Source organism: Oceanobacillus sp. MO10714A, assembly GCF_037072045.1.
GTDB lineage: Bacteria > Bacillota > Bacilli > Bacillales > Amphibacillaceae > Oceanobacillus > Oceanobacillus indicireducens.
Genome location: NZ_JAXHDC010000005.1, coordinates 1 through 24923 on the forward strand (window position 1 = coordinate 1; position 24923 = coordinate 24923).

At 37.4% G+C, this 24923-nt stretch carries 26 protein-coding genes and 1 pseudogene; all 27 read left to right on the forward strand.

Going from position 1 to position 24923, the window contains the following annotated elements; translation table 11 throughout:
• Positions 1 to 45: 45 nt before the first annotated feature.
• Positions 46 to 249: a hypothetical protein gene (locus SPD53_RS05555; protein ID WP_156857068.1), complete on the forward strand. Its 204-nt coding sequence runs from the start codon at positions 46 to 48 to the stop codon at positions 247 to 249.
• A gap of 730 nt (positions 250 to 979) precedes the next feature.
• Positions 980 to 1276: a WXG100 family type VII secretion target gene (locus tag SPD53_RS05560; RefSeq protein ID WP_336251879.1), complete on the forward strand. Its 297-nt coding sequence runs from the start codon at positions 980 to 982 to the stop codon at positions 1274 to 1276.
• Between the two features lie 184 nt (positions 1277 to 1460).
• Complete coding sequence (gene esaA / locus SPD53_RS05565; RefSeq protein ID WP_336251880.1) at positions 1461 to 4994, forward strand: type VII secretion protein EsaA; 3534 nt, start codon at positions 1461 to 1463, stop codon at positions 4992 to 4994.
• Positions 4966 to 5466 (forward strand): type VII secretion protein EssA, encoded by a 501-nt coding sequence (gene essA, locus SPD53_RS05570; RefSeq protein WP_336251881.1) that lies wholly within the window; start codon positions 4966 to 4968, stop codon positions 5464 to 5466. The genes esaA and essA overlap by 29 nt, the downstream gene beginning before the upstream one ends.
• An 11-nt stretch (positions 5467 to 5477) precedes the next feature.
• Positions 5478 to 5735 carry an EsaB/YukD family protein gene (locus tag SPD53_RS05575; protein ID WP_336251882.1) on the forward strand — a complete coding sequence of 86 codons (258 nt, stop codon included), beginning with the start codon at positions 5478 to 5480 and terminating at the stop codon, positions 5733 to 5735.
• A 166-nt stretch (positions 5736 to 5901) separates the two neighbouring features.
• Entirely contained in the window at positions 5902 to 7122 is a 1221-nt protein-coding gene (gene essB / locus SPD53_RS05580) for a type VII secretion protein EssB (protein ID WP_336251883.1), read from the forward strand.
• Positions 7123 to 7197: 75 nt separating this feature from the next.
• The gene (essC, locus tag SPD53_RS05585; protein ID WP_336251884.1) at positions 7198 to 11643 is read left to right on the forward strand and encodes a type VII secretion protein EssC; all 4446 of its coding nucleotides are present in this window, start codon (positions 7198 to 7200) and stop codon (positions 11641 to 11643) included.
• A gap of 12 nt (positions 11644 to 11655) precedes the next feature.
• Positions 11656 to 12072 (forward strand): YwqH-like family protein, encoded by a 417-nt coding sequence (locus SPD53_RS05590; protein WP_336251885.1) that lies wholly within the window; start codon positions 11656 to 11658, stop codon positions 12070 to 12072.
• A 5-nt stretch (positions 12073 to 12077) separates the two neighbouring features.
• Positions 12078 to 12383 carry a TIGR04197 family type VII secretion effector gene (locus tag SPD53_RS05595; protein ID WP_336251886.1) on the forward strand — a complete coding sequence of 102 codons (306 nt, stop codon included), beginning with the start codon at positions 12078 to 12080 and terminating at the stop codon, positions 12381 to 12383.
• Positions 12384 to 12433: 50 nt separating this feature from the next.
• Positions 12434 to 13774, forward strand: a complete 1341-nt coding sequence (locus tag SPD53_RS05600; RefSeq protein ID WP_336251887.1) for a T7SS effector LXG polymorphic toxin — start codon at positions 12434 to 12436, stop codon at positions 13772 to 13774.
• Positions 13775 to 13809: 35 nt separating this feature from the next.
• On the forward strand, positions 13810 to 14328 hold the full coding sequence (locus SPD53_RS05605; protein WP_336251888.1) for a hypothetical protein: 519 nt from the start codon (positions 13810 to 13812) through the stop codon (positions 14326 to 14328).
• A 207-nt stretch (positions 14329 to 14535) separates the two neighbouring features.
• Positions 14536 to 15081 carry a hypothetical protein gene (locus tag SPD53_RS05610; protein ID WP_336251889.1) on the forward strand — a complete coding sequence of 182 codons (546 nt, stop codon included), beginning with the start codon at positions 14536 to 14538 and terminating at the stop codon, positions 15079 to 15081.
• Between the two features lie 54 nt (positions 15082 to 15135).
• On the forward strand, positions 15136 to 15432 hold the full coding sequence (locus tag SPD53_RS05615) for a DUF4176 domain-containing protein (RefSeq protein ID WP_336251890.1): 297 nt from the start codon (positions 15136 to 15138) through the stop codon (positions 15430 to 15432).
• Between the two features lie 745 nt (positions 15433 to 16177).
• A complete protein-coding gene (locus SPD53_RS05620) occupies positions 16178 to 16591 on the forward strand; it encodes a YwqH-like family protein (protein ID WP_336251891.1) in 414 nt (137 codons plus the stop codon).
• A 5-nt stretch (positions 16592 to 16596) separates the two neighbouring features.
• On the forward strand, positions 16597 to 16902 hold the full coding sequence (locus SPD53_RS05625) for a TIGR04197 family type VII secretion effector (RefSeq protein ID WP_336251892.1): 306 nt from the start codon (positions 16597 to 16599) through the stop codon (positions 16900 to 16902).
• A gap of 15 nt (positions 16903 to 16917) precedes the next feature.
• Positions 16918 to 18444, forward strand: a complete 1527-nt coding sequence (locus tag SPD53_RS05630) for a T7SS effector LXG polymorphic toxin (RefSeq protein ID WP_336251893.1) — start codon at positions 16918 to 16920, stop codon at positions 18442 to 18444.
• A gap of 40 nt (positions 18445 to 18484) precedes the next feature.
• Positions 18485 to 19138, forward strand: a complete 654-nt coding sequence (locus SPD53_RS05635) for a DUF443 family protein (protein WP_336251894.1) — start codon at positions 18485 to 18487, stop codon at positions 19136 to 19138.
• Positions 19139 to 19323: 185 nt separating this feature from the next.
• A pseudogene (locus SPD53_RS05640) lies at positions 19324 to 19977 on the forward strand (DUF443 family protein).
• A 218-nt stretch (positions 19978 to 20195) separates the two neighbouring features.
• Positions 20196 to 20507 (forward strand): DUF4176 domain-containing protein, encoded by a 312-nt coding sequence (locus SPD53_RS05645; RefSeq protein WP_336251895.1) that lies wholly within the window; start codon positions 20196 to 20198, stop codon positions 20505 to 20507.
• Positions 20508 to 20538: 31 nt separating this feature from the next.
• Complete coding sequence (locus SPD53_RS05650; protein WP_336251896.1) at positions 20539 to 20730, forward strand: hypothetical protein; 192 nt, start codon at positions 20539 to 20541, stop codon at positions 20728 to 20730.
• A 40-nt stretch (positions 20731 to 20770) separates the two neighbouring features.
• Complete coding sequence (locus tag SPD53_RS05655; protein WP_336251897.1) at positions 20771 to 21214, forward strand: hypothetical protein; 444 nt, start codon at positions 20771 to 20773, stop codon at positions 21212 to 21214.
• Positions 21215 to 21238: 24 nt separating this feature from the next.
• Positions 21239 to 21847, forward strand: coding sequence for a hypothetical protein (locus SPD53_RS05660; protein ID WP_336251899.1), 609 nt, complete (start codon positions 21239 to 21241; stop codon positions 21845 to 21847).
• 100 nt (positions 21848 to 21947) lie between these two features.
• Positions 21948 to 22442: a hypothetical protein gene (locus SPD53_RS05665; protein ID WP_336251900.1), complete on the forward strand. Its 495-nt coding sequence runs from the start codon at positions 21948 to 21950 to the stop codon at positions 22440 to 22442.
• A gap of 73 nt (positions 22443 to 22515) precedes the next feature.
• A complete protein-coding gene (locus SPD53_RS05670) occupies positions 22516 to 22914 on the forward strand; it encodes a hypothetical protein (protein ID WP_336251901.1) in 399 nt (132 codons plus the stop codon).
• 301 nt (positions 22915 to 23215) lie between these two features.
• Entirely contained in the window at positions 23216 to 23758 is a 543-nt protein-coding gene (locus SPD53_RS05675) for a hypothetical protein (RefSeq protein ID WP_336251902.1), read from the forward strand.
• Between the two features lie 327 nt (positions 23759 to 24085).
• Positions 24086 to 24244, forward strand: a complete 159-nt coding sequence (locus tag SPD53_RS05680) for a hypothetical protein (protein ID WP_156857075.1) — start codon at positions 24086 to 24088, stop codon at positions 24242 to 24244.
• A complete protein-coding gene (locus SPD53_RS05685) occupies positions 24244 to 24888 on the forward strand; it encodes a DsbA family oxidoreductase (protein WP_336251903.1) in 645 nt (214 codons plus the stop codon). The genes SPD53_RS05680 and SPD53_RS05685 overlap by 1 nt, the downstream gene beginning before the upstream one ends.
• The last annotated feature ends 35 nt before the right edge of the window (positions 24889 to 24923 follow it).

The window sequence follows — 24923 nt, forward strand, 5'->3', positions numbered from 1 at the left end:
AATAAGATGTGAAAACAAATAAATCTTCCAGGAAGGTGCAAATAAATGAAAGGTACAGCATTACTAATCAATGACGATCAGATCGTAACGGTATTGGAGAATATTGGTCATGAGGTATATGAGGAGATAAAGCATCAGAAGCCCAAGGAGCATGTCCATTGTGAAATCAATAAGAAAAAAGTAGAATTCGGACCCATTACAAAGATTGTCTGGTTAGAAGATAATGTTGACTGGCAATATGGATATTAGAAGTAACATTACAATAAATCGAAGCTTGCATGAGTTGTGAACTTCGCCCTGTTAAGTAGACGGGGAAAACAAAAAATCTATGCTGCAGCCTAGTACCAGAATTCTAACGGTGCTAGGCTATTTAATTTCTTGTGAAATCATTTTTCATTATAAAATTTAATATAGCTATCAATGTCTTTTTTCTCATTCCTCGTAGCCCTTACACTGCTTTTGATTCCTTCTTTCAACGTATGCTCACTCATTCTTTTAGGCATAAGAAATGCCACCCATATAGCAGACAGATAGTTTTTATTATTTCTCCGTCTACTATATGGAGAGCTTATCATTTATGCTTTTTTTGTTTTTATAGATATTGAATTAAAGTTTTATACATCTTTAAAAATGCTATTCTTTCAGCAGGGAGTTTTGATGTTCAGCAGTGAACGAACTTCCGGGTATACATACAAATTCGAACGCCGCCATTAAAATAGCACACCCCTCTCCGGCCGCCCCCAAATGAACCAAGAAAAAGGGTAATCACATGAGTAAAATGGTATGTTTTTCCGCCTCTTTTAAAAATATATATTCTAAATGATTCGGGTCTTATTAATCATTTTTATTAAAAGACCAATCGTCCATTGACACGGTAATTGTCGGATACTAGTCTAATTACTAGGTAGGTAAAATTGTAACAAAACTGTCGATACTTTTTTACTTGCCTTAAATTAAGAAACAAGGGAGATGGGGAATTATGTCAGGACAAATTCGTATGTCGCCAGATCAGTTACAAGCAAAGGCGAAACGTTATGGTCAAAGTTCAGAACAAATTGATCAGATTTTAAGAGATTTATCTAATCTTCAGGAAGAGCTACGTGGTGAATGGGAAGGTCGTGCATTTGAGCGTTTCGATGATCAGTTCAGAGAATTGAAGCCAAAAGTACAAGAGTTTTCTCAATTAATGATGGAAATTGAAATGCAATTAACGAAAACTGCTGAGGCAGTCGCACAACAAGATCAAGCATTGTCTCAAAACTTTGGACTTAGATAGTTCTCTACTGACGTGAGCTGCACGACGAATGTTGTGTAGCTCAAAAATTCTTTAAAGCAGTTAAAGAAGTATAGATCTTTCTATACATACATTTTTACATACATAATCCAGGAATTTTATGGGGCTCCCCGCGCTCCACTTGAAAAAGAAATTGCTTTACAATGCTCGGCAGGAGTTGAAGAACATGAAAAAACTAAATAAACAATGGCTATTGTTTCTTATATTAATTCTATTATTGGCTACAGGCTTACCGTATTCATCATTGTATCAAGAGCGCGATTCGGCATCGGTAGAAGATGCCGATGTACAAGCTATGTCGATTGCCCTTGTGAACGAAGATGAGGGTGCTATATTTAACGGTGAAACAATAACATTTGGAGAGGCTTTTGTTAAAAGCTTGGATAATGATGAAAATCATAACTGGTTCGTCGTTAGCCGTGGGGTAGCTGAAAGTGGTCTGAATCGAAATATTTACGATATGATGATCGTCATACCAAATGACTTTTCAACAAAAGCGTTATCCATTGAATCTGAAGTACCGGAACAAGTCGTGCTTAATTATCGGATTAACGCATCGGATGATGTACATGTGAAAGCCGAGGCGGAGAGAACAGCTAGTACCATATTAAATGAATTCAATCGTCGAATTATCGATGTATATTTTACAAGTATCATAGGAAATTTACATGAGGCACAGGACGCGATTGGAGAAATCGTTGACAAACAAACAGAGCTAACATCCACTTATAACCATAACATTAACCAGCCACTTTCCAACTATACTAATCAATTTGGCATGATTAAAAATAATACAGAATTATCTAGAACTAATTTTAATGGATTGAATGAACAGTTAGAACACTTTGAAAATCGCTTAGGAGAGGGAACGAGTCAAACTTCAGACTATTTATCTGAACTGGATAGTTTTACCTCCATGAAGGATGGAAATAACGCTGAGTTACTAAGTTTTAGCGATGTATTACTACAGTTTAATCTATTGTTAAATAATAAAGGTGCAGAAGAAAACCTAGAACAATTACAGCAGGCGAATCGGTGGATTAATTATCAGTTACAACCCGTTAATGATGGAGAAAATATTGTAACTGGTATAGGCAATTTAAAAGCAACGATAAATGATGCAATAAATAAGGTGGATACAGCTGACAATATCCTGGTTGCGAGACTGGATGGGCTATATGAAGAAGTGGATGAAAAAGTATCTGCTACGTTTCGCGAAATAATGCAGGCATCTGAAGATCAGGAAGAATTTATTAAAAATCTATTTATCACGCAAGACAAAAATGTCAGAGGAAATATTAATGAACAAATTTCCAACTTACCATCATTAAATGAAGCTGATTTTGAAGGGATCGGATTACCAGAGCGAACGGTACGTGAAATCAAAAATGTAATTGCTATCGCAAAAGGATATAATAAGGACCCTGAATTTGACTATGCGGCTTCCCGTATAGACCAGGATGAAATATTACCTCATTATATAGCAAGATTAAAAAATCACTTAAGTGATAATGGAATAACGATAACAGATACGGTTTGGATTCCTGAGAATGAGGAAAAAGGACAAGAATTTACTCTTCATTTACCAGAAGAATACGAATTAGTGAAATTGGGACTGACATTTCCCGGTCAACCTAAGGGAGATTACACGAACGCCTATAAAAAGAACAATAAACTAATACTCGATCCAAATGAAGAAGGAAAATTCCAATTAGAAATTTCATTAAGGCTAAAAGATAAAGACAGTGATATTGACGTATTTGAACCAGTAAAAATTGGCTGGGAACTTAAACATAAATATATTAAAAAAGAAGAAATAGATGAAGCAAGTGCGTACTATACAATGATACCAAGTCGTTTACTGGCGGCAAGTACTTCAGCCGAAAATGAGGAGAGCGAAGAAGCTAAAACCACACCAGCTAGCAGCAGTGAGGTGGAAACAGACACCGACCCGGAAGAAGACGACTCCGTTGCTGACGAGACGAATAATGAAGAAACGAATGCAGGTAATGAAGGCGTAGATAACTCAGATAAATCGGCAAAGGAAGAGGTTGACGAATCAGGTAACGAGCCTATAAACGGTGAAGAGGATCACATTGATGATGAACAAGATATGGAGGAAGATGACCCCGATACAGATAATGGTGAGGAAACAGAAGACGACTCGGATAAAGAAATAGAAAAAGTGAAAGTTTTTAATAACCGTATCAGTCATCAAATTACGGAACCAATAAACAAGATGGATGATGCAACAGCAGCTTTAATTCGTGTTGTTACGAATACGATAAGCCCGTATCAACAGCTGTATGCTACATTTGACAATTATTTCGGTACCGGAGTAATGGAAATGGATACAGCAGATATAAAAAATAAAATAGAGAAAATCGGTCTAAAGAACTTAGCACTAGAGAACGGCAGAAATTCGCTTTACAAATTCTTTAACCATACGGATATTGAAGAAATTATTACGGGAGAAATGGTGGATGCAGTAATTGCGAGCATCTATAGAGAAATTGAAACACCGCTCTCCCGCTTCCAGGAAAACATTGCTAACTTTAAACAAAATGTCAATAAAGTTACGAATGAACAACTTCAAGACATTATGGAAGAAATAGAGAATACAGGACGGGCTGCGCAAACTTTAAATGATAACCTTGGTGACATACTCGAACAAGTAATCAATTGGCGTGAGCAGAGCACAAACCTAATGGAAGCACATCGTGTAATCGAAGCGAATGACGGGGAGGAACAGATGGCCGTGATGTCGCTCTACAATGGCTTCGAGCCGCTTCTCTCTAACAGCCAATCCATTGTTGAAGAGGCAAAGGGGAATTTGAGCAATGCGGAAACGGTTTATGAAACACTGGATACGATTGATAATCAGGCTGAAGACATTGAACAAAGTGGCGTAACTCTCGTAACACAGGCTGACCAGCTATCCAGAAATATGACGGATAAGCTGTTGGATGACCAAGTATTTGCAACTAACTTTGCCGATGTACTTGCAAATAGTCGGTTAGGAGAAAGGGAGAATGAAAACTTATATAACTTCCTGTCCAATCCCGTCCTAACAAGTAATGAAGGGACGATTACATCCGGTGATAACGCACCACCATATTTTCTAGTCCTTTCGATATTCATTGTGGTGTTTTTCACTGCTTATGTTTTATCAACGCTGCAGCAAAGGCGAACTGAAGCAAATCAATTTGCTGAGGAAAAATCCTTGATGGACACAAATATACCAATCACGATTATTACAGCAGGCATTGGTGTACTGGAAGGATTAACAGTAGGTCTTATTTCTAGTCATTTCCTTGGCATAAGTGATGGTGGTATGGTGCTCTGGATAGTGCTCGTCACAGTATTAATTACTGGCATGTTGCTAGTGGCAACGTATTTACTAAGGCAGTTAAAAATGCTTGGTATGTTCGTTCTATTAATTGTCCTGAGTATGTATCTGTTTACAACAAACGCATTTGGAACAGGAATAACCGGTTTAGATTTTCTAAGGAATTATTCACCGCTACAATATGTAGAAAGACTCCTGATGCAAGTAGGACAGGGTCATGCAAATTACTTACTAGCGATGCTTGTTATCGGCGGGTTAATCCTGATAGGTGCACTAGCAAATTTACTTGTCATAAACAGAGATGGAAAAGGGGACCTCGAGGATGAAGGTTCAGAAAATGAAGCTAGCTAAGTATTTCATTTTACATTGTCTATGTTTAGGAGTACTAGTATTCATACCGATGTCAGTAGTTGCTGATGAAGACACACGCGGAAATTTGCAAATTAAAACGGACCGAATCATGAAAGGCCAAAATGAAAATACAAACCTCCGGGAAACAGAGTTGGAAAAAGTATTTCCAACACTATTTATGGAAGAAACGAAAGAAGAAATTGCAGAAATAGAGCTTGAGAGAGAAAGAAAGATGAAGGGGTTAGAGCAATCCATATTTTTCATCGATAAAGAGACAGCCACAACCACCCAAGATGTAAGAGACAGCCTGTTCTCGGAAGAATATACTGCCGTAGCCGCCAGTAAAGATCAGGTGACGGAGGAGTCCTCCTCAAGCAGCAGTCTAAGCAACACGCTAATGGCTGTATTTATCGGAATAGGGATATTATTATTTGTTGGCCTTTATGCCGCAATGCGGTCCTTGTTTGATTAGGAGAATGAAAAATGGCTCAAGTTACACATATCAATGTTACCGTTGATTTCAGCAAACGAATAAAGAATGGAAAACAATACGATTTACGTATTCCTGTTCAATTAAATGTAAAGCAGTTAATGCAATATATTATGGAAGCACTAAATATAGATTACAGTACCAATGCAAAAAGTATGATTAAGGTATTAACGAAAGACCTATTAATCACGGATGAAGACAATCTTACCGATTATCCCGTAACAGATGGTGATGTATTTCTTATCTTATAATGATATTCGTTTCCAACAACTAAATGGAGATCCATCAGCAGATGACGACTCTGTTGATGGAGATTCATTTATGTAGTTAAGGTTAATCGCATTTAGCTTGACTGTATAAATGAGTCTTTTTACAAGAAAAAGAACGTCTCACCGTATAAAGAAGGAGTTAATAGCAATGCAGGAAAAAACAATAGAAATGGAAGATGTAACCCTTCATCTTTCACAGGATAATAATGGCTGGTATGTACAGGTGCCAAAATCGCAAACGAGAATCGAGGACATTCGACAAATGGATTTATTAAAGGTGCCCTCTGATTATTTAGCTCCTATGGAAATAGAAGAAAAAGAAGATGCGTTCCTATTTCATATTACAATAGAGCCAAATCAAAAAAACTGGGAGACTATCCGTAAATTAAAGCTCAACGAAAAGCTGCGTTTATTATGTAATATGGCGAAATTGGAGCGGTTTCTATCCACGCGAATTACTTTATTACTTCACCCGGAAATGATTTTGTTTGATGATAATCTAATGCCGGTTGTTACTTACCGGGGACTTAGAAATTTAATACCGCCCTTTGAGCAAGATGAAGCAGTTTTTTTAAAGCAATTTAAATGCTACATTATTGCACTTACCTCAGAAAAATATGATTTTGATCAACTTTATCACGGTTCATTAAGAAATGCCGATGATACAGAGTTCCAGCGCCAGGTGCGTGATATGGAAAGTCTTGCACAGCTAGAGACATTCCTTCTTGAAACGTATCGAGAAGAACAAAATAAAACGGAACGAACGCAAGTCTTAGTCTCATCAAAAAAGTTTCGCCTTTTTAGACAACTAGCAATCATAATGATTCTTGTATCCGTGTTACTCGCCACCCCGCTTGCCTATTATGGATTAGTTAAAAGTCCTTATCAGGATAAGTTGCTGGAAGCGCATGGTAAGTACTTGTCTTCAAATTACGGAGAAATCATTTCGATATTACGCGCGGAGGACCCGGAAAAACTTCCATTCCAAACGCAGTATATCCTTGCCGATTCCTATATCCATGTAGAAAACTTATTAGATAGGGAAAAAGAAGTTATTTTAAGAAATGTTAGCTTAAAGAGTGATACGGACTATTTACTATACTGGATTTATAATGGACGCGGAGAATTTGAAGAGTCCCTGGAAAAGGCAAAGTACATAGATGATGTGCAGCTCATTATGTACGGATTAATTAAACAAATTGAAGAAGCAAGAAACGATCCGGAATTAACCGGCTCCGAACGAGAAGAACGGCTGAATGAGCTTCAGGATGAACTGGACCGTTACCAGGAAGAATATAATTTGAATGAAGAAGACACTGATGAATCCAGTAGTGGCGAAGCAGAAGAAGAGATAGAAGAAGATGAATAGCTCGCCGGGACAGTATGGTTAGAGAGATTTCAAATGAAAGATAAAGGGCGGGCGCGTGAGGAAAGGAAGAAAAGGATGGCACAGAAATTACTCCTGTTAACCTATAGCAACCAACTGCATAAATGCCATTTAACAGACAATAATTCAAGAGATATTACAATTGGAAATGCTTGGACCGACGACATTACATATACAAATATAAACGAGACAATCAAGGTGAATTGGAACGGGTCTGTTTGTGAAATAGAGGGAAATAAATGGCATGACCACTGGCAACAGTCTGTTTCAGGTGAACCGATGGAGTTTTATTTACTCGATAATGAAAAAAGAAAAATTTATGATATTACTGGAAAAAACACGATTACCATTGGTGGCGATGCATACGCTGATATTAGGATAGACGGACTTCAAACTGAGTTCGTATTGATTAAACAAGCGGATGATAAGGAATTCACATTGAATGTTCAAAAGGGAAACGTCTATCATAACTTCTCTATCGTAAGTGAACATGTCCACGTGCATTTCGGAGATCATTTATTTGCAAATGGTATTTATTTGATAATTGGACAGAAAGAAATCCAGTTAATAGACTCCGGTAGAGAGGTTACAACTAAACTCGTCACCCTTCCGGAAGTTGAACATCCCTACAAAGGAGATTACCCGAATTATCATCGTTCACCAAGGATCATTTATAGAGAACCGGAAGAAAAGAAGGAGTTAGCGAAACCGTCTAACAAGCCATCCAAGCCGAGTGAACAGCTAGCACGTACAATTGTACCACCCCTTGTATTGATTGTGGCACTTGTACTTATTTCATTTGTAAATCCTAGAGGAATTTATATCATCGTGATGCTTGCTGTCACGGTAACAACGATTATATTCTCTATTACATCCTACGTGAAGAATGTACGTAAATATAAACGAGATATGATAGAAAGAGAAGAAACCTATAAAAACTACCTGCAACGGAAAACGAAGGAACTTTATCAAACGAGTGAAGAACAAAGACATGCATTAAATTACCATTATCCAGACATAGAGGAAATCCGTAATATGGCAGTTAATATGGAATCAAGGTTGTATGAAAAAACCATGTTCCATCATGACTTTTTATATTTCCGCACTGGTCTTGGAGAGGTGGAATCGAGTTTTGAAATTAATTTTAATGAAGAGGAGTTTACTCAAGAAAAAGATGAATTGGTCGATCAAGCACGTGAATTGCTTTCCCAATATCAACGAATCGAAAATGTTCCGATTGTGACCTCGTTAATGAAAGGTCCAGTAGGGTATATCGGCCACAGGCAATTGGTTTTAGAGCAGCTCCAATTATTGGTCATGCAGCTTTCCATCTTTCATAGTTACCATGATTTGCAGTTTATTACTATTTTTCCGGAAGAAGAGAAGCATGAATGGGATTGGATGCGCTGGCTACCTCATGCAAGCATGAGGGATGTAAATGTCCGAGGTTTTGTATACCATGAGCGTTCAAGGGATCAAGTGCTAAACACAATGTATCAGATTCTGAAAGAGAGAAAACTTATTCTGGATGATAAAGAAAATAGCAATGAAAAGACGTATTTTACCCCACATTTCGTTGTATTAATAACGGATGAAAAAATGATTCTGGACCACACGATTATGGAATTCTTTAACGAAGATCCAAGTGAGTATGGTGTCTCTCTTGTTTTTGTTCAAGATGTGATGCATTCCTTACCGGAGCATGTGAAAACAGTCATTGATATTCGGGATGCCAAACACGGGAATATCATCCTGGAAGAGGCAGAACTTGTTAACAAACGTTTCACACTCGATCACTTTAGAAGAGATTTTAATAAGGAAGATGTTTCCCGGGCATTGGCGCCGATTAATCATTTACAAAGCTTAAAAAACTCCATCCCTGAAAGTGTTACATTCCTGGAAATGTACGGGGTTGAGAACGTGGAGGAACTAGCTATCGAACAGCGCTGGAAGGCGAATGAAACATATAAAAGTCTAGCGGTTCCACTTGGATTAAGAGGAAAAGAGGATGTTGTTCAGCTGAACCTGCATGAAAAGGCACACGGTCCGCATGGGCTCGTAGCAGGTACGACAGGTTCTGGTAAGTCGGAAATTATTCAGTCCTATATCCTTTCGCTAGGGGTAAACTTCCACCCGCATGAAGTAGCCTTTTTGTTAATTGACTATAAAGGCGGGGGAATGGCGAATTTATTTAAAAACATGCCCCACCTTGTTGGAACGATTACGAACCTGGATGCCGCCCAGTCGATGCGGGCACTTGCTTCTATTAAAGCGGAATTACAGAAGAGACAGAGGCTCTTCGGAGAACACGATGTGAACCATATTAATCAGTATCAAAAGCTTTATAAACAAGGTGAAGCTAGTGAAGCGATGCCACATTTATTCTTGATTTCCGATGAGTTTGCTGAATTGAAATCCGAACAACCAGACTTTATGAAAGAACTTGTATCAACGGCACGTATTGGACGTTCGTTAGGAATCCATTTAATCCTAGCAACGCAAAAGCCTAGCGGTGTGGTGGATGACCAAATCTGGTCGAACTCTAAATTTAAGCTAGCCTTGAAAGTGCAAAATGAAGGAGATTCCAATGAAATTCTAAAAACACCAGATGCCGCGGAGATTACATTACCGGGACGTGCATATTTGCAAGTTGGTAATAATGAGATCTATGAGCTTTTCCAAAGTGCATTTAGTGGTGCCGACTATGTACCAGATAAAGATAATCATGCGTACATTGATACGACAATCTATGCCATCAACGAGCTTGGTCAGTACGATATTTTAACGGAGGATTTAAGTGGGCTTGATCATAAGGAAAACATTGAAAAAGTACCAACAGAGCTTGAAGCGGTAATCGACCACATTGCGGAATTTGCTAAGAATAAGCAAATTGAACAGCTGCCAAGACCATGGCTGCCACCACTTCCTGAACGAATTTTTGCGGATGAATTGCATTCTTTAAATTACAAAGAGGAATGGGAGCAACCGAAGCAACCATTGAAGGTGACAATTGGTCTTCTGGATCAGCCGGAATTGCAATCTCAATCACCACTTGAGCTTGATTTATCAAAGGATGGGCATATTGCCGTCTTCTCTAGTCCAGGGTACGGAAAATCCACCTTCCTGCAAACGGTTATGATGGACTTAGTACGCCAGCATAATCCAGAACATTTACATGTCTATTTACTGGACTTTGGTACAAATGGACTCTTACCATTGAAAAATTTCCCGCATGTAGCAGATACCATTCAGCTAGATGATACAGAAAAGGTCGGGAAATTGGTTCGTCTTTTGACCGGTGTGATAAAAGAACGCAAACATAAACTAAGTAAATTTGGTGTTGCCAACATGGAAATGTATGAACGGGCAAGTGGCGACCTGCTCCCGAATATCTTTATAATTATTGATAACTTTGATTCTGTTCGTGATACGGATTTCGCTGATGAATTTGAGAAGCTGATTACGCAAATAGCTAGAGAAGGTACGAGTGTAGGACTATATCTCGCAATCAGTGCGGGAAGACAGAGTGCGATGAGAATGCCACTGCTTTCCAATATTAAAATGCAAATGCCATTATATTTAATTGAACGAATGGAAGCCCGAACAATTGTTGGAAAAACGGATATTGAGATTGAAGAGATACCGGGACGTGGGTTAGTGAAACTGGAAGACCCAACGCTGTTCCAAACAATGCTGCCGATTGAGGGGGAAGAATCCCTTGAAATCATAGCTAACATTCAAGTACTTGCTGAGGAAATGAGTGCAGCGTGGGAAGGTGGGCGCCCAGAAGAGATACCGATGATGCCTGAGGGCGTGCTCGACTTTGAATCATTTGTAAATCGGAGAAAGACAAAAGAAATATTAGAAAACAAGCAACTGCCACTAGGATTAGAATTTGAGGAAGTAGAACCAATCGCTTTTAAGCCTGAACAACAAGGACATCTAACTGTTGTAAGTGATAGACGGGATGGCCTTGAAAACATGATTAAATCATTAGGAAAGAACCTTACTCGTTTAACTGGAACTTACGAAACGATGATCATTGATACACGTGAACAACTATTATCAAACATAGGTAATGAAGTAAATGCTTATATTTCTGAAGACGATGGCATCGTTACTGTTAAAGAGACGTTGCTCAACGAAATAAATAATAGGCTAGATAACCAAGACAATGAAAAAGAATGGATAGTGCAAATTACAGATTTAAAGGATTTTAACGAGCGAAGCAATATGGATGATGAAATAGCTACTCTTCTAGAGCAAGGAGCTAGAGTTGGAATTCACTTTATCATCTGTGGGGATTACAGTTATATTGGAATGAGTTTTGAACAAACACCAAAGTATGTTAGAAATCAGGCGACAGTTGGGTTAGTTAGTATGCGTCTCGGTGATCAGGACATATTTAAACAGCCATTTATCAGACAGGAAAAGTACCCTGAACCATTTGAATGTTATTTTGCTATGGACCATCAGCATCTGAAAATAAAGATACCTGAATAGGGAGGGGCAATGATGAGCGTCGATGTAGCTTTGTTAAAGAAACAAAGGTCTACTGTTATAAGTGGGATGAGTAATTCCAGACAGCAAATTAGTATCTTATCAGATAAGATCTCTAGATTACAAGCAGCGTCTAGTAATCTACAATCCTCCATTGCTGAACTGGAAACGAGTAAAAATAATATTAATAATCTATCCATAGATAATAGTAAATGGGAAGGATCAAAGGAAAATAAATTTAGTAATCATTATTCGGATTATCGGACCAGTTTAAGGGATTATCTTCAGAGCGTAAATGATGCGAAAGAGGGCATTGATGAAGAAATAAGACGACTAGAGCAGAGTAAGGCAGGCTATATGAAAGGCTTGGGTAACCTTGAATCGACTTTAAGTTCTTTAAATAACCAAATCAGCCGTGCAGAAAGTAGGTGAATGAAATGCCTGAAGTCGGAATTAATTATGATTTGTTTCAAACGGCGATCAATCATTTAAATAACTCAGTTACTGCATTAGAAAGTAGTATGAAAACTAATCGAACGTTTGAAAAGACGAACATCACGCTTTTTACGAATGATTTGGAGAATATAATTAAGGCTGTCGAGTTACTCAACAGGTATAAACAAGTTTTAATTCAAGATATTAGCACCTTGCAAGATATTGGAGAACAGATGAAGCAGAAAGATGAGGAATTAGCTGGTAGGACTAATCAAGTTAGCGATGGTCCCATACCGATACGTATGTGAGGAACAATTAGAACATCCTAAGTTCCGCTTAACAAGGAGGGGTAGATAGAATGGGGAAGAAAGTTGATATTACGGAAGTAAGTGATCTTTCAAGTGATGTATCATCGGCCACAGCCGATATTACGACGCAATTAGAGCGAATCAAAAGTAATATAGAACAAATAACTACCATGGATTCTTTTTCTGGGGAAGCGGCTAACCAGGCAAAAAGTTATTTCACGGATCTGCATCAGACGGTACTAAAATCATTTAATCAATTATTTACGGATCTTGATACTCAATTGAAACAAAACCTCCAATCCTTTCAATCAAATGTTGATTCAAGTGTAAATACAATCATTGAAAGTAATTATCTGAACGAGACAAAAATGGATGTAGACGACGAATTTCAAAATATAAGTCTTGAGCACCAATCGATTAATCGCACCATCGCTAATGTTGCAGATATCACTAGTATAGCTGCACCAGTTTTTTCAAGCCTTACCAATCATAATAATAGGGTTGTTGAAACTATTTTTGATTTGGAAGAAGACTTTACCTCTTTTACAAGCGAGAGAAGTAATCGTGATTCGCAAATAAAAGATTTATTGCATCATATTGAAGTGACGATCAATCGAGTAAATACACAAAATGGAAATGCTCGGTTCACTGATTATCAAAGTAGTTCAACAAACGTTGGATTAGCGGTGCTGAGAGGCTATGCTGATACGAATAAACAAGAAGAAATTAATAACTTAAATGATGATGAACGAGCTATTATCGCAAAAGCTGAAAAGGATTATGAGAATGGGGATATTGATTGGTTAACATATGATTCCATTATATCAGGAGTAATTGCGACTGGTACACAATTTATTAGGAATGCTGCCACTTCGAAATTAACAGAAAGTACTTCCCAAGAGATTGCGAGGTCTGTTACTCATTGGCTACAAAGCAATACGAAACACTTTCTTGATCTCGGACTAGTAGCCGCTCCTGTAGAAGGGAATGTTCAAATATTTTCAGAACCTCCATCAAGTTGGTCTAAAATAATAAGAACAGGAGCAAGGTATGGCGTACCTGTAGTCGGATCTGTTATTGACTTTGGTATTCAGATATATCTAGGAGAAGATGCTACTGATGCTGCAATTAAAACTGCCGGTCATTTGGGAGCTGGAATGGCTGGTGCAGCAATTGGTTCTGCAATACCTGTTATAGGTACATTTGGAGGATTTTTGGTAGGGGTAGGACTCTCAATGACCTTTGATTGGATATATGATAACTCTGATAATATTACAAAAGGATTGCAAAATTTTGCTGAAGGTACGATAGAAACTGTAACTAACGTAGGAGAGCAAATAGGGGATGCTGTTTCTGGATTTTTTAATGGCTTGGGATCTGTATTTGGATAAATACTGGGCAAAATTAATAATGTGAGGAAATGATGATGATGAAACTTATTCCCATCTACACAGAGAATCTTAAAGGAAGACAAAATTACACAATTTTTATTGATAAACAAACCAATTTAACATACAAGGCTTTTCAAAAAGAACCTAGACAAGCTACATATTGGATTGCTTTTTTTATCGTATTAGCGATATTAAGGGGTATACAAGAGATATCTATTACTATTACTAATCCAGTAGCAATTTTATTGTTTTTAACTCTTACCGTATTAGGGATTTTGTCTGGGAAATTATATTATAAAAAATTTGTTTATGAAGAAATAAAGGAAATATATTTAACAGAGTCGATGATTAAGGAGTATATTGAACGAGGGAAAAGAGGATTTAAATTAGAAATAAAGATTGCGGTAATTAGTCTAGTAATTGTACTACTACTAGCATTGTTATTTTTTATAAGTCACAGCATCATTCTGTTAATATTTATGTTTTTTACATTTGTATTTTTTATTGTATATTTATTCCGTTTACCAGTAGAAAGATTTCATTTTTATAAATGAAGATTCTTCATTCTTTTTCAATTAATTAGTACTTGAAAGCTATAAGCGTAGGAGTTAAAGCAAATGGAGATCTTACTAATAGGAAGTGTTGTAAAAATTTATAAGTGAAATTAATGATATAAATAGAGCCCCTCTATATAATCAAGATTGAGATATAGTTTATTTTGATTATTCAGCTTGCATCTATCCGGCTTGAGGAGTGAAGTGGTGAATTATAAATTAATTCCTTTTTATAGGGAGAAAGAGCTGTATACTCTTTTTTATGATCATGAGAATAGCCATATGTATAAATTACAACATGGAAAAAAGTCATTTGCAATGTTTTATCTCGTAATTCTGGCAGTGTTATTTGGATCACAGTATCTTGATCGTATTTACCAAGTTTATAAAGGACCATTCATAAATATTATATTATTCATAGCAGCTTTAATAATAGGCTACATCATTGCAAAAATGGTTTACGATAATAATTATATTCAGGATACAAAACGGAAAGTTATATTTGATGGTCCTACTTTGCAGGAATTTGCTATGAAAGCAAAAAAACAATTTCGTATTGAAATCTATGCTTGTTTATTTGGAGTAATCGTGGCTATTCTATGTTTTGCTTTGTTTTTTTCAATTAACAGGATACAACCGTTACTAATTGGTTGTTTCAGTATTTCGGCTCTATTTATCATACTTTTTATGAAGCCTTTCAGAAGATTAAAGATGCTAAAAGGGTTTATTGAAAATGAAATAAGTATAAAATAAAATCGCCATAGTCTTGACATAAAAAAAATGGGGGATAAAAAGGAGTAATTATAAATGGATATTTTACCAATTGGAAGTGTAGTTAGACTAAAAAATGGAGAAACGAAGTTAATGATTTTAAACAGAGCACCACTATATAACCAGGGTGGAGAAATTGGATATTTTGATTACTCAGCATGTATCTATCCATCGGGTAAAGTGGAAGATCAAGTATACTTTTTTAACAATGAAAATATAGAAGAAATATATTTTAAAGGTTACATAGATGAGCAAGAAGAATTATTTCAACAGGAGTATGAAGAGAAAATAAAGGCTGTTAAATATCCTAAATTTAAAATTGAAGATGAGTGAAGAGGGTGTGGAACAGCCGGCAGCAATGAAAAAGTAATCACAGTAATAAAGTGGAGATCTTATGAAGGATAAGAATGTACGGACGGGAAAATTATTATCAAGAATCGGCGGTACCATTTGCTTAGCTTCGGTGGTGTCATGTTTTTCATCAGCATGGTGACACCGGTAGGATTAAGGAGTATATTGAACGAGGAAAAAGAGGATTTAAATTAGAAATAAAGATTGCGGTAATTAGTCTAGTAGTTGTACTACTACTAGCATTGTTATTTTTTATAAGTCACAGCATCATTCTGTTAATATTTATGTTTTTTACATTTGTATTTTTTATTGTATATTTATTCCGTTTACAAATAGAAAGATTTCATTTTTATAAATGAAGATTCTTCTATTCTTTTTCAATTAATCAGTACTTGAATGTTAATGTGGTTCGATGATGGAGTCTTGAAGGTGTAATAGTGAAAAAAGATTGCTCCTTCTTTAGAAGGGGTTGGAAATTCGATGAATTGACATTCCCTGTTGATATAGCTTATGAATCATTGATTGATCAATTTATTGACCAACAGGAACGGTAAAAAACGATGAAGTGTGTTTGACATTAGGTGACAGCATGCTAGGTAGGTATGCGGCTGAGTGTTAGGACATATGAAAATTGCCATTTATAAGAAAGAAAAAAGTATCTGGGACCATTTGAGTGTTTTGTTGCTGCATTTGAAGTAAAGATACCGGAGTTAGGAGGAGAAAGCATATGACGTCGATTAGCCAGTTAAATGATCAAAAATTAACCGTATTAAGGGGCATCGCAGATACGAAAAACAATATTTCAAATGTGGAAGATAAGATCACACGCTTACAGCAAGCATCAAGTAACCTGGCAAAAAGTATTTCAGAATTGGAAACACTTAAGCGTTCTATAGATAGTTTGATAATAGACACGGGGAAATGGAAGGGTGAAGAGAAAGATAAGTTTGAGGAGAATTATAGCAGTTACAAAGAAAGTGTGAAAAAATTTGTAGCTAGCACGGAAGATGCCAAAGATGCTATTGATCAAGATATTAAGCGGTATGAAGCAGAAAAAGCTACTTGGGCAACAGGGCTAAATAACTTAGAAAATGAGCTTGATTCAATTGATTGGAAAATAAGTCAAGCGGGAAAGGAGTGATTTAAATGAAAGAAGTCGGCATAAATCTGAGTGAGTTCCAGTCCACTATTTCAGGATTAAGGTCTTCGGCGTCCAGTATAGAGTCGAGTATAAAGACCAATCGAACGTTCAATAAAACGAATATCAAACCATTTATACAAGACTTGGAACATGTGATTAAAGCCGCCGAATTACTGACGAAATATCAAGCACTGCTAAGTTCGGACATTGATGTGTTAGAGCAAACTGGAGAGCAAATACGGGAAAAAGATGAAGAGTTAGCGGCAATATCTAATATGGATATCACTGGCCCACAACGGCTACACAGTTAAGGGAGGGTATAAATCGTGCAGAAAGTGGACATATCCGAAGTTATTGAGTTATCAGAGGACTTAAATACTGCTGCTGCAGATCTTAAAACAAGTCTGAACCGTGTGGAAAAAAGTATTGATGAATTGACGGCGATGCGATCTTTCTCAGGGAAAACAGCTGATGAGGCCAAGCACTATTTTACCGATCTTCATCAAACCCTTTTAAAATCCTTTGAGATTTTACTTACGGACCTTGATGAACATGTAAAAAAACATTTGAATGCATTTAATTTTAGGGTAGACACCAGTGAATCTGCCATTATTGAGAAGGATTATTTGATGGATACAGAAGAAAATATGAAGGATGATTACGACCGTTTAAGCGAGGAGCAGGAGTCTGTCAGGGAGACGATTGCCAGTGTCTCCGATATTAGCAGTGCAAACCATCCCTCAACGATATCGCTGAACAGCAATCACAGGTCTTCCATAAAAGTAATCACGGATTTAGAGAGTGATTTAGAATCCTATACAAGTGCAGGAAGGCCGGAAATTTCACAAATAGAAGAGATGCTTCATCATTTGGAGATTGCGATTAAGAATGCAGGGGCAGTATCTGGGAGTGCCCGATTCACGGATTATGCTGGAAATTCCAAGTCTGCTGGCCTAGCGATTTTGAAGGGATATAATGATGAAAGACATGAAGCGATAATAGGGAAAGCGAAGGATGCGAAGGAAACGGCTCTAAAGGATGTGAAATATTCGGCGTCTAAAGATGTCATTCAACGTGCTTATCAGGAATTTGCCAATGGTGAAATTGATGAAGAAACATTTTATTCCATCTTGTCATCTGTTAAGAATACAGACGGAAACGGGAATTTTGAACAGTTACAAGGTAATGATTACAAAGTTCTTATTGAATACCTGGAAGACCGCGAGATGCTGGAAGATTATGTAGCAAGTAATAAGAGTTTTGCAGAATATGTATTAAATAACCTACCTAAGATTGGTTACGAGGCAACACCTCGTGCTATCACTATCTTCGCTGAAAGAGTTGGCCTTACGATGAAAGACGTGGCAAAGTATATAGGCGACCAGCCAGTTCCACTTACAAAGGCATCCGAAGAGCTATTTGATAAAGCCGGACAGATTTTAAAATACGGAAAGGCAGTAGGTTCGATTTTCACTGTCGCGGGACTCAGCTACGGCATGTATGACGATATGATAAAGAAAAATAAAACTGCCGGTGAGGCGGTTGTGCATAATTCAGGATCCCTATTAGCCGGGGTTGGGGCTGCTGCATTCGCTGGTCTGTTCCTTTCTAATCCAGCAGGATTGGGGGTTATTGCAGCAGGTGTAGCGGGAACAGTAATTTTTGAGTATGCATATGAAAGGAATTTTCTTGGACTCCAAACCGGTGTGGATTGGGTAGGTCAACAGCTTGATTGGGCAGGTGAACAATTAAATAACGGCTTGGATACGGTAAATCGTTGGGCAAATGATGCCGCGGATGCTGTTGGCGAGGCTGTTACAGGCGCCCTTGATTGGATCAATCCATTTTCTTAAAAGGTTTTATTTTGCTAATTGAGAAAGGAAGTATTATTTAATGAACTGCGAAGTACAACGCTTAGAGGACAATATCCGATATCGGATTTTAATAATTAATGGAGAGCAGTATATCATCGACATGGAACGGTCCTTTTGGAAGACTGTCTTTCCATTTTTCAATTGGATACTCCCTAGTACGGTATTTAAAGTGGAGGATTCTTCTATCGTAGAACGACTGAAGGGACCGAATAAGGAGAAAGTGGGAGGGGGCTGGGTCACCTCTTTAGCTGGGATAGGCTACTTTCTCGGTATCCTGTTAGCTCCTTTAATGGGTTACTTTGAGATCCCAATGTCTCCTTTGGTCAATACAATGCTCTTAGTGCTTGCTTTAATCTTTGTTACTATCCTATATATGTCAATGAGTCATCGTAGAAAGAAGAAGCTGGAAACCGTTGTAGACCTAGATGAACTATCCAGGAGAGAATTACGAATCCTACCCAGCTCAAAAAAACAGGTATTCAAGTTGTTAGCAGCATTTCTTTGGTTTGTAGTATTTAATGGATTCTTTTTAGCGGTTTATATTGTGTCTGGGAATATTATGGTATTATTCGGTGTATCGTTTTTCTTTTTTATCTATTTATTAGCATCTCGTGTAACAGTTGAAGAAGGCCATACCACTGTTAGATTTAAAGATTTAAAGCATGCGGTTTGAAACTTTCAGAAAAATTAGATGCTATAGACATGTAGAGTATGAGATGGGTTATCTGTAAATGGATACTAGTAGCATGAAGCCGATTCTTCAGATATTATTGGCAAGACTATTAACAGGCATCTTTGACTGAATTAACCTTCTTTCTTAACGAGGATTAATTGTGATGTGAAAAGGGAGATCGTTTCATGAACTGTGAAGTACAACATTTAGAAAAGAATATACGTTATCGAATACTAATTATTGATGGGGAAGAGTACATCCTGGACATGGAACGGTCCTTTTGGAAGATTGTATTTCCATTTTTCAATTGGCTGCTCCCTAGTACGGTATTTAAAGTGGAGGACTCTTCTATCGTAGAACGCCTGAAGGAACCCAATAAGGAGAAAGTGGGAGGGGGATGGATAACATCTTTAGCTGGAATAGGATACTTCCTTGGTATCCTATTAGCTCCTTTAATGGGTTACTTTGAGATTCCGACGTCTCCTTTGGTCAATGCGATGCTTTTGATACTTGCTTTAACCTTTGTGACTATCTTATACATATCGATGAGTCATCGTCGAAAAAAAGAAACTGGAAACCGTTGTAAATCTAGATGAACTATCCAAGCGTGAACTATGGATTCGTCCAAGTTCAAAAAACAAGTATTTAAGTTGGTGGCAGCACTTCTCTGGTTTTTCGTGTTTAATGGACTATTTTTATTGGGCTATATTGAAAGTGGGAATATTATGGTATTATTCGGTGTATCTTTTTTCTTTTTTCTCTATTTATTAGCATCTCGTGTAACGGTTGAAGAAGGCCATACCACTGTTAAATTTAAAGATTTAAAGCATGCGGTTTGAAGCTTAAAAAAATTAGATGCTGTAAACATGTAGAGTATGGGATGGGTTATCTGTAATTGGATACTAGTAGCATGAAGCCGATTCTTCAGATATTATTGGTAAGACTACTATTACAGGCATCCCTGACTGGATTAACTTTTTTTAATAAGGATTAACAAATGGCTTAAGATTTGTATTAGAAAAAAATGTAAAAATAGATGAAGAGAGGTAGAAAAATCATGTTACCAATAGGATCGATTGTGTATTTAAAAGAAGGAACAAGTAAATTAATGATTTTGAACAGAGGGCCGATTCTTCCATCAGAGGAACCAGAGGGGAAAGGGACAATGTATGATTATGCAGGATGTTTTTATCCCCAAGGTTTAGATCCTACTAATGTTTTCTATTTTAATGAAGAAAATATAGATAAAGTAGTATTTGACGGATTTAAGGATGAAGAAGAAGAGCGTTTTCAAGAGATTTATGCTCAGTGGCTGGAGGACAATAAATCAATGATTAAAAAGGGAGATATAAAAGATCCATTAAAATAAACAATTTTCAAACAAAGGAGCGTGTGGAGATATGCTTCTTTGTATATTTGTATGGAATTTCAAAAAAACGCATTCATTAAAAGATTGCAAAGAGGAAATCAAACATAAAGAGGGATTCATCATCCACGTAAAAGTACCGGCAGAAAGAATGCCAGAAGAGAAACGGTTGTATCAGGCAACAGAACTCGCCGGCAGGATTGATGATATTCAGGTCATTCAGTAATGGAGGACACGAGAAACAAGCGTAAGAAGGAGCCGGTAAGATGACAGATGAAAGCAAACTATGGAATCTATTAATCACATCGTCTAGAAAGGCTGCCCGTCTAGGCATCATTATTCCGATTATATTTGCACTAACGGTGGTTATTACTGCTTTAACGGGAGTTTTCCTGCCGGATACATATGAGGGTTCCATCCAGGTGTTGAAGATTGGCTTAAGTATCGGCTTTTCGATTATTCTAGTATTCTACCTGATCACTTGGTTCTCCTGTCTGGATTTTTTAAGGGAAACGAAGCAGCAAGATATTGCAGATGAAAAACTGCGGAGACTGATTGTAATGAATCGTGTCAGCTGTATTATATTTATGATTCCCATCATCTTTTTCGTCGGCCTGTTTGGATTCTTTAAAGTGAAGACATTCGCGGAAGGAAAGGTGCAAAAGGGAACGTTAGACCAAATTTTATATCATTATTTCATTGATAAATAATGAATCGTAGGAGAGATAGGAAGTATGAAGAAGATAATTGGTATCCTAGTAGTCGGAGTATTATTCTTATCCGCTTGTACCGATGGAGATACGGAAGAAGTTGAATCCGACAGCGGACAGACGGAAGAGACCACGGAGCAGGTGGAAGAGAGTAACGGACAATCCGAAGGGAATCAGGAAGAAGTTGAAGATTTGACATTACAGGTGACGAAAGTGGATGAAGAGGCAGGAGTCACGATTGAAAATAGTGAGATCTATCAGGAGCTGAATGAATTCGTTAAAGAAAATTCGAAGTTTGGTACGCCGAATGACTTTTCCTTGCTATCGGTCTCCATGGTGGAGGATGCGGAGGGGAATCAGCAAATGCTGTTCCTGGGAGTGAATCGGCTCGGTTCACCAGTGAAAAATATAACGTTTGATATCACGTTAGGCAGCACAGAAGGTGATATGGTCTGGGAGGACTTCCCAGTCACATTGGATGAGGAAAATGCAGGAGTGTTAGAAACTAATGCAGCATTACCAATTTTCCTGCCAGTCACTTCACAAGAGCAAATCGATGTGATGAACACCATCAGTCAGGAAAACCTTGTGATGGAGTTTAACAACTTCAACTTTGAAACGGTAGATCAGTAGACATTGATAGAGCCTCACAGCAAGTGAGGCTCTTTTCAACAAAGCGATATGGCGTACATCGAAACAAGGTATGCCGTGTAGACAGAAATGGAGGTGCGGGATGAAAGCAAGATATGTATTATCTACAGCCTTTTTAAGCCTAATAATCAATGGAATCAGCCTCTACAACCTTCCGATTGGATACATTTCCATCTTCGTCATGTTGCTCATATTCATCCCCAATCTATTTCTGAAGATCATTGCAATCGGAAAGAACAAAAAAGCGAAGGGGGCTAATCATATACTGGTGAAAACTGCGGTTGATTTTGAGAAGAATACCCACTCAAAAGTTCCTTATATTTTGTTGATCGTGATGATGTATATCGGAGGCGGTGCACTGATTTCTTTCCAAATCTATCAATATGATTATATAGATGCCCTCGTCACAGACAATGTTCACTTTCCTATGTTTTATACCGTTGCCCCATACTTGATTGGGACGGGATATGTTCTCTTTGTCGCAAGCCTGGTGATGATGAAGATTCATTTCCGGAAAATTTTCCGTGAAGCAGGTATGTTCCAGAAAAATGAAGAATCCAAGTATGTGGAGGGTTAATCGTAGGACATTGGAAAGATGATGCAGAGCAATCGGCAAATAGGAGATATTCATAAATAAAGGTGGAGATGTAATGAGGAATAAGAATTTAAGGACAGGAAGATTGTTATCAAAAATCGGCGGAATGATTTGTCTAATTATCGCAGGCGTCATGCTTTTCATCAGTATGGTGAAACCAGTATCTATCACTCTCAATGGGGAGCAATATATTGTGACTATATGGGAAATGGCCAGTTATCCGTCAGCTTTTCAATTCTGGGTGGGAATTTTATTTTACCTGATTGTTTTAGGCATTGCAGGTCTCTTGATCAGCAAACGGGTTTCTGTCATGCCGGTAAAGGGACTTGGTATAACGTTAATCCTCTTGGGGATCCCTGCTTTACCAGTTGTGGGGGCGGGCGTATTGTATATGATTGCAGGAGCACACATTGTGTTTGCAGCTGGAATGAAGAATATGCAAAACTCGATCTGATTTGATTTGGTCATGACTTTAAAGGTTTCAGCGAGACATGCAGCTTACTTGAAAAGGGATGGGTATCTGCGCTAAACCAATTGCATCAACGTATTGGTGGAAGTATGCTCTTTAATGTGATTTATAATAACAAAGAGTCTAGATAAAGCACTAGAGCTTGGGAGTAGTGTAGTGAATTTAGGAAAAGAATTCACCTCTAATATAGGGGAGACGGCTAAAGAAATAGGAGAAGCCGTTTCTGGATTCTTTGGTAATCTAGGTTCTGTATTTAGTTGATAAGAGAGTCTTGAGGAGTGAAATGGTGAATTATAAATTAATTCCTTTTTATAGAGAGAAAGAGCTGTATACTCTTTTTTATGACCATGAAAATAGCCATATGTATAAATTACAACATGGAAAAAAGTCATTTGCAATGTTTTATCTAGTAATTCTGGCGGTGTTACTTGGGTCACAGTATCTTGATCGTATTTACCAAGTTTATAAAGGACCGTTCGTAAATACTATATTTATAGCAGCTTTCATAATAGGCTACATCATTGCAAAAATGGTTTACGATAATTATTATATTCAGGATACAAAACGGAAAGTTATATTTGATGGTCTTACTTTGCAGGAATTTGCTATGAAAGCAAAAAAACAATTTCGTATTGAAATCTATGTTTGTTTATTTGGAGTAATCGTGGCTATTCTATGTTTTGCTTTGTTTTTTTCAATTAACAGGATACAACCGTTACTAATTGGTTTTTTCAGTATTTCGGCTCTATTTATAATACTTTTTATGAAACCTTTCAGGAGATTAAAGATGCTAAATGGGTTTATTGAAAACGAAATAAGTATAAAATAAAAACGCCATAAGTCTTAACATATATATAAATGGAAGATAAAAAAGGAGTAATTTATAAATAGATATTTTACCGATTGGAAGTATCGTCAGACGGAAAATGTAGAATCAAAGTTAATGATTTTAAACAAAGCACCACTTTATAACCAAGATGGTATGGAAATTAGAAAAAAATCACATTCAATAAAAGCTTGCAGTTAACCCATGTGCAAGCTTTTTTGAGCGCATTACTGTATTTCCCTGGCGAACTTAATCTATACTAAAAGTAGAACATTAAAACTCATGCTTGAACAATTATTAAATGTCTAATAAATCAATGGAGGGGAAGCATTGGATAAAAAAGTAACGGAAACGCCAAAATTAAAGCCAATTGAGTTGAAGCCGCTTGAAGAATTAGAAGGGTTTGAGCTTGGTGCCTCGGGTGGATTCGTCTGTGATATGGAAACTGGAATATGCGGTCCGGTGAATAAAGAGAAGGAGAAGAAATAATGAAGATTACGATTTGGTCTGATTTCATGTGTCCATTTTGTTATATCGGTGAGGCACATTTAGAAAAAGCATTGGAAGCATTTGAACACAAGGATGAAGTTGAAATCGAATATAAGAGCTTCCTTCTCTCACCAGATGCAGCTCACAATCCTGATAAGAATTATCATGAGACTTTTGCTGATTTAAAGGGAACGTCTGTTGAGCAGGCGAAAGGAATGTTTGAAAACGTTGTAAACATGGCAAATGATGCTGGGATTGTCATTGATTATGATACTGCGAAATTTTCAAGTACTATTCCAGCTCACCATGCTTTCCAATATGCGAAAGAACATGGGAAAGGGAATGAATTTTTCAAACGCTTCTATAAAGCGCATTTTGCTGAAGCGGAACTGCTTAGTGATGAAGATACGATTGGGCGCTTAGCTGCTGAAGTCGGTGTTGACGCAAAAGCGGCACGCGAGAGCATTCAGGATCAAAGCTATACGCAAAAAATAAATCAGGATATCCAAGAAGCCGGTCAAGTTGGTGTTCAAGGTGTTCCATTTTATGTGTTCAACAATAAATATGGGGTGTCGGGTGCACAGCCTGTTGCTCAGTTTAAACAAGTGCTGGAACAAGTCTGGCAGGAAGAGAATGAACAATAAATAAGGAGAAAAGAAACGGAAGCCTACGAGTTTCC